The organism is Solibacillus silvestris, assembly GCF_051967575.1.
GTDB classification, from domain to species: Bacteria; Bacillota; Bacilli; order Bacillales_A; family Planococcaceae; genus Solibacillus; species Solibacillus silvestris_B.
Map to the genome: position 1 here is coordinate 1 of NZ_JBQCJW010000004.1, position 11,318 is coordinate 11,318.

Here is an 11,318-nt window from a genome sequence, read left to right on the forward strand (position 1 = left end):
AAAACGAATGGAAAGGGCCTTATTTTTGTTTGAAAAACTAATTCATCGTAAAAAATGTAAGTTTTTCAGTGCCCTCCTCTTTTCAGGACATCCTCTTCTTTCTCTGCAGTGAGCAATTCTAGATTTTCCAGTGAAGCTTCAAAACCTTGCTCGCTTGCCGCGCGTAAAATTGAAGAGATGCGTGCATGTGCGTATTGTGCATAATATACCGGATTTTCATTTGATTGTGATACAGCCAGATCCAAGTCGAAGTCCATATGAGAGTCGCCAGCTGTTTTTACGAAGAAGTAACGTACGGCATCCAAGCCCACTTCTTCCACTAGCTCGCGCATTGTGACAGCATTGCCTGTACGTTTGGACATTTTGAACTTCTCGCCGTTTTTATATAGCTGAACCATTTGGATAATGTCCACTTCCAATGTACCGCGGTCATAGCCTAATGCTTCGATCGCTGCTTTCATACGCGGAATGTATCCATGGTGGTCCGCACCCCAAATATTGATTAATTTGTTGAAGCCACGGCGCAGCTTATCTTCATGGTAAGCGATATCCGGCGTTAAATATGTGTAGGAGCCGTCATTTTTGATTAGAACACGGTCTTTGTCATCGCCGAATGTTGTCGAACGGAACCAAGTCGCGCCCTCTTCTTCAAATACATGACCATTTTCTTTTAATTTATTTAATGCGACATCGATTTTGCCGTTTTCATATAAAGAAGTTTCTGAATACCAAACATCAAATTCAACGCGGAAGTTTTTCAAATCGTTCTGCAGTTTTGCCAATTCCAATTTCAGACCGTGCTCACGGAAAAATTTAAAGCGTTCTTCTTCAGATTTATCTAAAATTGACGCACCGGATTCCTCGGCTAATTTCCCTGCGATGTCAATAATGTCCTGTCCATGGTACCCATCTTCCGGCATCTCCGCTTCCATGCTTAAAGCTTGTTTATAGCGGGCTTCCAAAGAGTAGGCCAAGTTATTGATCTGGTTGCCTGCATCATTAATGTAGTATTCGCGTGATACATCATAGCCGGCGAAGTCCATCACATTGCATAGTGAATCTCCTACAGATGCACCGCGCGCATGGCCTAAATGCAAGTCGCCTGTCGGGTTTGCCGATACAAACTCCACTTGTACTTTTTCGCCCTCGCCTGCATTTGATCGACCATAGTTTTCGCGTTGCTCGAATGCCGCTTTAACGACACCAGCCAAGAAGTCTTTGCGCACAGTAATGTTCATGAAGCCTGGGCCTGCGATTTCGATTTTTTCGATATCTGTGCCTGCTGTTTCCAAGTTTTCCAAAATAGCCTCTGCGATTGCTCTTGGCGGCTTTTTCGCCAATTTAGTCAGCTGCATCGCTATATTTGTCGCGAAGTCACCGTTTGCTTTGTCTTTCGGTGTTTCTAGATGAATGTTTATTTCTGTTCCAGCTTCCACCAAACTTGCTTTATCGATAGCTGCTGCTAGTGCCGCTTTAATCGATTGCTGTAATTGTTCTACCGCGTTCATAAATATACCTCCGTAAATTGAATTTCCAATGAGTATTGACCGACAGAATTTCCGCCTATTATAAGATCATATTGCGTTTCAAAACGCCCTGACACTTTTTCGCTTTTTGTCACTTCGATAGCTAACTGATGCGTATCGGTAATGATCGGCAGTGAGCCAAATGGACTTTCGTAATGGCCGTTTTCGCGTATGCCCGGATTTAAAGGCAGCCGCATGTTCACGCCTCCGCTTCGCATAATAAACGAATTGGATTCATTTAGCTTGATCGTCGTTTGAATTTGCACATCTTCCTGTATTTCCTCGTAGCGCAAATAATGGCTGCCGCCTTTTTTCACACAGCTGCCTTCAAGCCACATTTCATATTGTTCAAGCTCGCCCTCGGTTGGAATGATTGAGGAAACTAGCTTGATTTTGACTGTTTTCCCGTTCTCGTTCGCCATAGCAGTCAGCTCCTATGCATGTATTTCTATAACCTTTTTATTATAGGATAAGTACGTATCTTTAAGCAACATCGAACTTAAACTTTGCGCTTACACCTACTATCACCTTGTTATGAGCATTTTTTCTTCAATTCAACTATTATTATAGTATTTCTTATAAAAAACATTGATGATTAGTTTATAAAGGAGTTTATTATGTTCATCGAAATGTTATCTTACTTTTCTATATTGTTTACTTTTACACTTTTAATTTACTGGCCATTTATAAATTATTTTAAAAAGTCAGCTTTCGTTGACCGAACAATCCCTTATGTAACAGGATTGAAATTCGGTATAACAGGGCTTATTATCACCTTTTCCGCTTTTCATCTTGCTCATAGTTTGATGGTGAATACCCAGTTCATTTCTGTTCTGTTCAGCGGACTATTAGGCGGACCTTTTGCGATTTTAATAAGCGGCCTCCTTATCGGGACCGGACTTTTTTTCTTGCCTAATTTAACGATGGTCCCTCTTTTATTGAACGTTAATTTCATTTTGCTCGTCCTTTTCCTATTTTTCAGCACGAGAAAATACGAGCTCACATCCAAAACGGCTTTCATTTATTTTTGGGTGTGCTTCACTGAAATGATTATTACATTATTTATCGGGCTTTGCTTCCATAGTAGAAACTTCGAATATTTGCTGTTATATGGCGCATTTACAATTTTTTCGTTCCACTTCATTTACATCGTCATCCATCAGGTGAAACGTACGAATGATACGGTTCAGCAGTCAACACATTTGCAAAAAATCGATTTTTTAACACAATTGCCGAATAGTAAAGAGAGCGAAAAGCATATTCAGCATCTTATCAGGAAAAATGGCATATTCAATTTAATGCTTGTGGACATTCAGGATTTGAAGATGATCAATGGTCAATACGGTTTTTCTGTTGGAGACTTGATTATTCAACAGCTTGCTCTTTCCTTGAAGGAATATGCCGATAAAAATGATGCATTTGCCGGACGCCTGAGCGGGGAGGAATTTCTAATTATTTTGAAGGATGTTGCTCCCGCCATAGCGGTTGTTGAAGCGAGTAATCTGATTCAGGCAATCTCGAAGCAATCTTTTGATGTACTTGGAAATGAGGATGGGGATATTCGTATTTCGGTTTCCGTTGGTATAAGCTCTTATCCTGACAATGGCGCAAATATAAATTGCTTAATGAAAAACTTGATTATGGCGGAGCAGCATGCGAAAACGAATAAGATTTCAAGCTATTTCCATGCAAATAACTTAAAGTAAACATACAAAAGCGAGCGACAAAGAATTTTTCCGTCGCCCGCTTTTATTTTCGTTTATTTCACCCAGCCTAAAATCATTTCGCGAATTAATTTTGCAGCTGTGTTCACTGTTATTTCCGAGTGGTCATATACAGGTGCCACTTCAACAAGGTCAAAACCGACAACATTCACTTCAGAGCGCGCGATTTCATGAATCGATGCTAAAAGCTCTTTCGGCGTAATCCCGCCTGCATCAACAGTGCCTGTCCCTGGTGCATGCGCAGGATCCAATACATCAATATCGATCGTCACGTAAACATTGCGTCCTTTTAATGCTGGCAGCACTTGTTTTAATGGCTCTAATACTTCAAATAAGGAAATATGCATACCCTTTTCCTTTGCCCACTGCAATTCTTCTTTCAAGCCTGAACGGATGCCAAATGAATACACATTTTCCGGTCCGATTGTATCCGCGATTTTGCGGATCGGTGTTGCGTGCGAATACGGCTCCCCTTCATAATCTGTGCGCAAATCCGTATGTGCATCAAAATGAATAACCGCTAAATCCGAGTATTTTTCATATACAGCTTCCATGACAGGCAGTGATACTAAATGCTCGCCGCCCATACCAACAGGAACTTTGCCGTCTGCCAATACTTTACGGACAAATGTCTTAATTTCCGCCAATGATTTTTCAGGATTTCCGAATGGCAGTGGAATATCCCCTGCATCGAAAAATGGCACATCCGCCAACTCGCGTTCTAAATAAAAGCTATATTCTTCCAAGCCAACTGATACTTCACGGATCCGAGCTGGACCAAAACGCTGGCCTGGACGGTAGCTTACTGTCCAATCCATTGGCATGCCGTAAAGAACCGCCTTACTTTCTTCGTAATTTTGATGGCTTTTAATAAACATATTGCCTGCGTAAGTTTCATCAAACCTCATTTATCGTCACCTGCATCTTTCTTTATTTTAAATTATCAATTGCATATTCATTTGTTCACAATTTTGGATGCATAGCGATGGGAGAAGTTGCTCATACTAAATCTAACATATGAAACTTTTGTTCGCTATTTTCGTATAATTAAGTACAACTGACAAAATTCGACACGATTGATTGAATCGGTCCCAACTAAAGCTACATCCGCTTTCAGAACATATTTTGGTGCTTTCATTCACTTTTAAAGTTGCTGATGCTTCTTTAAAAATGAATTAAAAGTGCTACGAAAAAGTATAGTTGTTTTCATTAAAAGTGCAATAGACTTTTCGCAGATCACAGAAAAATATTTTGCACATCCATTACTATAAAAGAATTGGGGTGGTAAAACTTGAAAAGACAGCAATACCAAAAGCGGAAAAACCGGAAAAAGCGCGGCAAAAGAATTGGACTAGCTATAATTGCCTTTTTAAGTTTTTTCGCTGTCACCCTTCTTTCATTGCGTATATATGCACAAGTTGCCGGGGCGCCACCGCTTACCGTGCCGAAAGCATCGATTTTTTTAGATAGCAACCATAATCAAATTGGCGATTATTTCGCCGAGGAACGCCGTTACTGGACAGAGTTGGATGAAATTTCCCCTTATTTAGTAGATGCTACTGTCGCTGTGGAAGATAAAGATTTCTACGATCATGGCGGTTTTGATTATTCCCGGATAGCCGGGGCCGTATTAGCGGATATTAAAGCTGGCGGTAAAGTGCAGGGAGCAAGCACGCTTACACAGCAATATGCGCGAAACCTTTATTTGACGCATGAAAAATCGTGGAACCGGAAAATAAATGAAGCCCTTTTTGCCTATCGTTTAGAGTTATTTTACTCAAAAGAGGAAATTTTAGAAGGCTATTTAAATACAGTTTATTATGGCCATGGGATGTACGGTGTCGAAGCGGCAAGTCGCTATTTTTACGGAAAATCAGCAAAGGATTTAACATTGGCGGAAGCTTCCATGCTCGCCGGTGTTCCAAAAGGGCCGACATATTATTCGCCCTTGAACAATCTGGAAAAAGCGACAAATCGCCAACAAGTCATTTTACGTTTAATGAATGAGCAAGGGAAAATCACCGATGAAGAAAGAAATCGCGCTGCATCAGAGCAGGTCGCGCTGAAAAGTGATGACTGGATTGCAACGAAATCGATTGCTCCTTACTTTTTAGATGTAGTATGGGAAGAAGCGAGCGATATTTTGCAGGCTAAAAATTTAAGCATAAGCGAAGGTGGCTGGACGATTCAAACAACGCTTAACCAGGCACATCAGCGGGCAGCAGAAAATGCGATAAAAACGAATATGCCAAACAATGAGCTTCAAGTCGGTTTTGTAAGTATGGATACAGATACAGGGTTTGTAACAGCGCTTGTCGGCGGGCGTGACTATAGTGTTAGTTCGTTCAATCGGGTAGCATTGGGCAACCGTCAGCCTGGTTCTGCAATCAAGCCGATTTTGTACGCGGCTGCCCTTGAAAACAACTATAATCCAATGTCATTTTTGGATGTTAGTCAAACGACATTTACGTATGACGGCGGACGCGCAACATATACACCTCAAAACGTAAATAAAAAGTACGCGGACCATGAGCTGTCGTTGGCTCAAGCATTAGCCATCTCCGATAATATTTATGCAGTGAAAACTTTGGAGGATATTGGCTACCGCTCATTCCGCGATATTCAAAAGCGGTTCGGGCTCCAATATTCCGACAAAGATGTACCGTCCATTGCACTTGGGACAGCCGAAAATTCGCTGTATGATTTAACGAATGCGTATAACATCATCGCGGCAGGCGGCGAAAAGCGGAAACCAACCACTGTATTGTCGATTACCGATGCGAAAGGAAAAGTTGTGTACGAATATAAAGCGCCTGAAAAAGAGCAAGTCATTTCCAAAGAAGACGCATTCGTTTTGACACAAATGATGACAGGCATGTTCGATCCTGTGTTCAGCGACTATTCCCCGGCAACCGGCCTATCATTGCGCTCTCGCATGACACATACCTATGCGGCAAAATCTGGGACAACGAACAGTGACCAGTGGATGATCGGCTTTACACCAAGCTTGACTGCAGGGGTATGGAATGGCTATGACCAAGGAAAAACATTATCCGTCCAGGCAGATATGGCGGCTTCAAAGCAAGTTTGGATTGATTTCATGGAAACCGCACTCGACGGGAAAGCAAATGAAGGTTTTACAATGCCAAGCGGTGTCCAGCCTGTCACTATCGATATTAAGAGCGGCAAACTGGCGCATGATTCTTGTTCAAGCCAACGCATTGTTTATATGAAAACGAAGGACGTGCCAACTGAATCTTGTGCATCATTCGATTTTTTCGATACAAATTCTTGGGGAGACTTCTGGGAGTCGCTGCCGTTTGAGGCAATCCGGAATTTCTGGGAGTAAAAGAGCAAAAACGCTAAAGCGCCCATCCAAATCCGAGGGGGCAAAACGCCACGTCGTGCGGCATGCCCCCAATGACTCCCATCATGTGAGCCGCAAGTTTTGGAAAACCCGACACGAAAGTAAACACCCCATCATTTTTAGAGGGGGCGTTGAAAAACTTGTTTAATAAGGTGCTTTCTGTTTCCCATATCGGATAACCCTTTCAGTTGGCCTTTTGCAAAGGAATGGGTTTGAGGAGTTCATTCTTTCTATATTGAAGCAACGAGCGGCATAAATAAGCGGAGATTTTCCGGTTAAATACGGAATGGACCTTATTTTAGGGATAAATAACGGGAGTTTTTTCCGGTTAGGCGAAATAAAAACCCTCTTTTTGATTTTTTTCAGTTGTTAAGCGGAATCCCTCCGTCTATTTCGGCAATTTTCCGGTTAGGCGGAATTCCTCCCTTTATTTATCAGGCTGATGCAAGCATTCAATTTTCTAACTGATAAGTAAAAAGCGGTCTATTAGAATAATGAAAAACGTGTTAATCGATTTTGACGTCCAGAATTGAAAATAAAGATTTTACGTACTCTCCTTTTGGACGGGAGACGGGGGCAACACTTCACTACAAAGTTACCCCCAATGCTAAAATCTGTAATTCTTGAACAATAAAAAAGCTCTTTCGTTTCCGGTTCTAGTCCGTAAAACGAAAGAGCTTTTCTAGTGTGGTTAACGAAAGGATGAGAAACATGGGGCATTCGGCTTGGGAATGTTCAAATGCCGCATAATCCTCATCACTATTCATTTCCCACGTGTCCTAGCCTACTACTTTGCAAGCTTTAAGTTCAGTTTACTTTCTTTTGGTAGCAGTTTCAACTACCGATTTAGGTTGTTCCTGAAATGTCACATATTGTTCACTGAATTGATTCATTTTTCTAAAAAAACAATTGACTGACCAAAATAATTATTTTTTGATTTGTTATTTCTTTATAACAAATCCGGGTTTCAGGCCAAATCATGCACTAATTTTTCATCGCTGTTATTCCACATATCTTCATTATGGCTTTTCAAAAATTCTGCCAATACTTTTTTCGATGGCGCATCCATATGATCGACAATAATATGACGCTTCATTGACTTATCCATTTTATTTACATGGTCTGCCAATATTTTATAGCCGCGGCGTTTTTCGCGATTGACGACCATTTCACAAGCTGTTGCCCCTGCAAAGTAAGCACCGGATTCTTTATGGTCAATCGTCACCCACACGAGCCAGTAGTTTTTCCCGCCCGCTGAGTCTTCGCGGTTCACCGTAAATTTAATGCCGCGCTCTACTTCGCTTTTTGCATGCATTGCCCCGATATCGACAACTGCAGTTCCCTCTGCGACATCAATAATGACCGGCGACACATTTTCCAAAGAAAGTGAGCCAATCCCGAAGCCTTTATGTCCGTCAGTCGGATCATTTTTAATTATCGTAAAACCCATTTTTGGTTTAGATTTTTCTTCATTCGCCATTGTAAATACCTCCAAATACGCTATTATAAATACTATACACTATATTTTAACTAGGAGGCGACTTTATGCCAATCGTTACAATTAAAATGATTGAGGGCCGCACAGAAGAACAGAAACGTGCGCTCGTGGAAGAAGTTACACAAGCTGTTTCAAAAACAGTGAACGCGCCAGTAGAAAATGTATCGATCATTATTGAAGAAATGTCCAAAAACCATTATGCAACAGGCGGAGTACGCTATAGCGATAAGTAAAAAGCTTTTGTCCCTATTGTATAAACAAATTTTTTAAGCAAAAGAGAATCTAATTGGGTTCTCTTTTTTAGTATGTCCAATATCCATTTACAATTCAATGAAAGCTGCTCCTCTTTTCCCCGCCCTGAAATTGCCCTTTCAATATTTAGTAATTTTTACACAAGTTTTTTTCAGTAAAATATAGTAAAATATACTATAATCATCCTTGTTATGCGTCATTAAATTGGCAATAAGTATGATATAACAAAATAGGAAATTTGGTCATTCATTATGAAAAAAACAGTGAAATTCTTCTTTATTGCTCTATTGCTTATTTTTGGCCTGATTTTTACATTTCATTATCCTCTTCAAGTCCTCCTCGTTTCAAAAGGCAGTGAAGAACTAGTGAAAAAGGAAATTGTGTCCGTCGATGAAGTTCAAGAGGCAAACTTCCAATTCCAGACTGTGCAAACCCTTGAGATTATGGATGTACTGAAGGCACAGTTAAAGAAGAGAGATTTTTCGGTAATCGGCTCGATCGCCATCCCCTCTGTTGATCTGGAGCTTCCGATCGGCAAAGGTGTTTCGGAATCGGTCATTGCGCTAGGTGCTGGCACACTAAAGCCTGACCAACAACCGGGCGCGGGAAATTACGCATTGGCAAGTCATTATATCGAGGGCAAGGATATTCTCTTCGGCCCGCTATATCATGTGCAAATCGGCGATATCGCCTATATTAGCGACAAGGATTTTATACATGAATATAAAATTTCGACGATAGAGGTCATTCAGGATTCGGATGTGCATGTAATTTACGATGTGGAAGATCAAGTGCTTTTAACGCTCATTACATGTGCAGAGGCTGGAACAAAGCGGCTGCTTGTCCAAGGTGAATGGATTCAATCATACCCAATCTAACAATATGGAGGTCAAATATGAAAAAGCTCATAATGCTATTTTCTCTAGTGCTCAGTACATTTTTCATCACTACAACTGTCGAAGCAAGCTTTAAAGATGTACCCGCGAATCACCGCTATGCAACGGAAATCAATTGGGGCGTGAAAAAGCAAATCATTAGCGGTTACGATGACAATACGTTCAAACCCGATGCAAATGTGACAGAGGCCCAATTCGCCAAAATTTATACGAACTTTTTCAATTTCGATAAAAGTAAGCAAACCGTCAGCGGCGAACATTGGAGCAACGAATTTTACCGTACGCTGCAGGATTACGATATTGAAATGCTCGGAACAAACATCTCCAAAATGAGGTCAGCTTCGATCAATCGCGGCACAGTTGCGGAAATGATCGGCTACGGTTTAGGCACTGCACGCAGTGTTCCTGATGCAATAGATTACTTATTCGAGCAAAAAATTACGAACGGCAAATTCGCCAATAAAGCAAATCCATTGGACCGTTTTGGCGCAGCGGAAAAAATTACACGCGCGGAATTGGTTGTATTTTTCTATCGCTTGGAGCAAATGGGCAAAAACAAACTGGATCGTTCTGTCATTGCAAAGCATGCAAAAAACTATCCTGCTAATGAGTTAACGAAGAAATACAAAAAAATCAGCCATTTAATAGACAATGTATATATCGGCATAACAGAAGCAGAGCCAAAAAATTTGGCGTTTGAATTATTCAAAGGAAATCAGGCAGTCGCCGGCTATATTTCAAAAGACGGCACGCAAATTGGCAGCTACACAATCGGCAAGAGCTATTCCGCTTCGGAAAAAGTGGAAGAAACAATTAACGGAAAAGCCTATACTTTATATTTTGATCACCAAAAAAACAATAAACTTTTAGCAGCATACTGGACTGATCCTTCATTCGACTATTATAAGTACTACAGCAATGATGTACCGATGAAGGATTCAATCGGCCATTCAAAGCTGACTATGCTTTTAATCAATAACTATCGTGCCAAGCTAAACTTGCCCGCACTTTCGCATTATGATGCATTAGTTCACGCTGCTTATGCACATTCGAAGGATATGCATAAAAACGATTATTTTGCCCATGCCGGAAAAAATGGCACAAAAGCGGAAAATCGCATCACAGCAGCAGGATTAAAATATAAAGTAATGAGCAAGCAAGCCGTCGTCGGAGAAAATCTGGCATTTCTGGGCGCATCCCGCAACGGCCCTTTTGATGCAGTGAACAACTGGATTAACTCCCCATCTCACCGCAGTGTGCTTTCTTTTAAAGATTTCACAGTAATGGCTGTAGGAGTAACGAACGGCTACTTCACATTAAACTTCATGGATCCGGAATATTGACTTTAATCGTCACAGCCGCAAATTAAAAGACTGCCTGATAAATTTCTTATCAGGCAGTCTTTTATTTTTAGTTCGCTTCTTTTCTGCGACGTGCTACTAATAATGCTGCAGCCGCCAATAAAGCTAAACCGAACATCGTCGTCGCTGTACTGAAATCACCATTTGTTTGAGGCAATTTTACCCCTTCCGCCAATAATAAATCTCTTAATGCATCAATATCTACTAGCTTTTCGAATTCGCGTTTCTGAGCTGGCGTCATCTTCAAGTAGTTATTATATAAAGCTAATAAGCGATCTAATTCATCGGCAGTCGGCAACTCTGATGGGTAGCCTAAAATCAAGTCTTTTAAGCTATTAATCTCTTGTACAATTGCTGGCGGCAATTGTACAGCCGACGTTGTTGGTGTGCTTCCTGTCGTTGTGCTTCCACCAGTGTTTGTCGGTGGTGTGCCCGGATTTGTCGGCTCACCTGGGTTTGTCGGTGGTGTGCCCGGATTTGTTGGCTCACCTGGGTTTGTCGGTGGTGTGCCCGGATTTGTCGGCTCACCTGGGTTTGTCGGTGGTGTGCCCGGATTTGTCGGCTCACCTGGGTTTGTCGGTGGTGTGCCTGGATTTGTTGGCTCACCTGGGTTTGTCGGTGGTGTGCCTGGATTTGTCGGCTCACCTGGGTTTGTTGGTGGTGTGCCTGGATTTGTCGGCTCACCTGGGTTTGT

General features: G+C 41.5%; 9 protein-coding genes and 1 pseudogene. 5 read left to right on the forward strand and 5 right to left on the reverse strand.

Going from position 1 to position 11,318, the window contains the following annotated elements:
* Window positions 1-71 precede the first annotated feature (71 nt).
* Window positions 72-1,508 (reverse strand): annotated as a pseudogene (gene argS / locus ACTHOQ_RS03480) (arginine--tRNA ligase); the annotation flags it as partial.
* A complete protein-coding gene (locus ACTHOQ_RS03485) occupies window positions 1,505-1,948 on the reverse strand; it encodes a YwiB family protein (RefSeq protein ID WP_440494283.1) in 444 nt (147 codons plus the stop codon). The pseudogene argS and the gene ACTHOQ_RS03485, both read right to left, overlap by 4 nt.
* 195 nt (window positions 1,949-2,143) lie before the next feature.
* On the opposite strand from ACTHOQ_RS03485, the gene ACTHOQ_RS03490 reads away from it, so the two are divergent.
* Complete coding sequence (locus tag ACTHOQ_RS03490; protein WP_440494284.1) at window positions 2,144-3,232, forward strand: diguanylate cyclase; 1,089 nt, start codon at window positions 2,144-2,146, stop codon at window positions 3,230-3,232.
* Window positions 3,233-3,285: 53 nt separating this feature from the next.
* Here ACTHOQ_RS03490 and speB read toward each other — a convergent pair whose 3' ends face one another.
* Window positions 3,286-4,158, reverse strand: a complete 873-nt coding sequence (gene speB / locus ACTHOQ_RS03495; RefSeq protein ID WP_440494285.1) for an agmatinase — start codon at window positions 4,156-4,158, stop codon at window positions 3,286-3,288.
* A gap of 383 nt (window positions 4,159-4,541) precedes the next feature.
* On the opposite strand from speB, the gene ACTHOQ_RS03500 reads away from it, so the two are divergent.
* A complete protein-coding gene (locus ACTHOQ_RS03500; protein ID WP_440494286.1) occupies window positions 4,542-6,599 on the forward strand; it encodes a transglycosylase domain-containing protein in 2,058 nt (685 codons plus the stop codon).
* A gap of 985 nt (window positions 6,600-7,584) precedes the next feature.
* On the opposite strand, the gene ACTHOQ_RS03505 is transcribed toward ACTHOQ_RS03500, so the two are convergent.
* The gene (locus tag ACTHOQ_RS03505; RefSeq protein WP_440494287.1) at window positions 7,585-8,097 is read right to left on the reverse strand and encodes a YwhD family protein; all 513 of its coding nucleotides are present in this window, start codon (window positions 8,095-8,097) and stop codon (window positions 7,585-7,587) included.
* A 65-nt stretch (window positions 8,098-8,162) separates the two neighbouring features.
* On the opposite strand from ACTHOQ_RS03505, the gene thmT reads away from it, so the two are divergent.
* The 3 genes from thmT (at window position 8,163) to ACTHOQ_RS03520 (ending at window position 10,606) form a co-directional block, all read left to right on the forward strand.
* Window positions 8,163-8,348 carry a 2-hydroxymuconate tautomerase gene (gene thmT / locus ACTHOQ_RS03510; RefSeq protein WP_440494288.1) on the forward strand — a complete coding sequence of 62 codons (186 nt, stop codon included), beginning with the start codon at window positions 8,163-8,165 and terminating at the stop codon, window positions 8,346-8,348.
* Window positions 8,349-8,618: 270 nt separating this feature from the next.
* Window positions 8,619-9,245 carry a class A sortase gene (locus ACTHOQ_RS03515; RefSeq protein WP_440494289.1) on the forward strand — a complete coding sequence of 209 codons (627 nt, stop codon included), beginning with the start codon at window positions 8,619-8,621 and terminating at the stop codon, window positions 9,243-9,245.
* Between the two features lie 17 nt (window positions 9,246-9,262).
* Window positions 9,263-10,606, forward strand: a complete 1,344-nt coding sequence (locus ACTHOQ_RS03520) for a CAP and S-layer homology domain-containing protein (RefSeq protein ID WP_440494290.1) — start codon at window positions 9,263-9,265, stop codon at window positions 10,604-10,606.
* 67 nt (window positions 10,607-10,673) lie between these two features.
* On the opposite strand, the gene ACTHOQ_RS03525 is transcribed toward ACTHOQ_RS03520, so the two are convergent.
* A partial coding sequence (locus tag ACTHOQ_RS03525) for an LPXTG cell wall anchor domain-containing protein (protein ID WP_440494291.1) occupies window positions 10,674-11,318 on the reverse strand: 645 nt, incomplete at its 5' end.

Excerpts from the sequence above, each read along its gene's own strand:
- ACTHOQ_RS03485 (WP_440494283.1), bottom strand. The coding sequence starts at position 1,948 with ATGGCGAACGAGAACGGGAAAACAGTCAAAATCAAGCTAGTTTCCTCA.
- ACTHOQ_RS03520 (WP_440494290.1), top strand. The coding sequence starts at position 9,263 with ATGAAAAAGCTCATAATGCTATTTTCTCTAGTGCTCAGTACATTTTTC.
- ACTHOQ_RS03505 (WP_440494287.1), bottom strand. The coding sequence starts at position 8,097 with ATGGCGAATGAAGAAAAATCTAAACCAAAAATGGGTTTTACGATAATT.
- ACTHOQ_RS03515 (WP_440494289.1), top strand. The coding sequence starts at position 8,619 with ATGAAAAAAACAGTGAAATTCTTCTTTATTGCTCTATTGCTTATTTTT.
- speB (WP_440494285.1), bottom strand. The coding sequence starts at position 4,158 with ATGAGGTTTGATGAAACTTACGCAGGCAATATGTTTATTAAAAGCCAT.
- thmT (WP_440494288.1), top strand. The coding sequence starts at position 8,163 with ATGCCAATCGTTACAATTAAAATGATTGAGGGCCGCACAGAAGAACAG.
- ACTHOQ_RS03490 (WP_440494284.1), top strand. The coding sequence starts at position 2,144 with ATGTTCATCGAAATGTTATCTTACTTTTCTATATTGTTTACTTTTACA.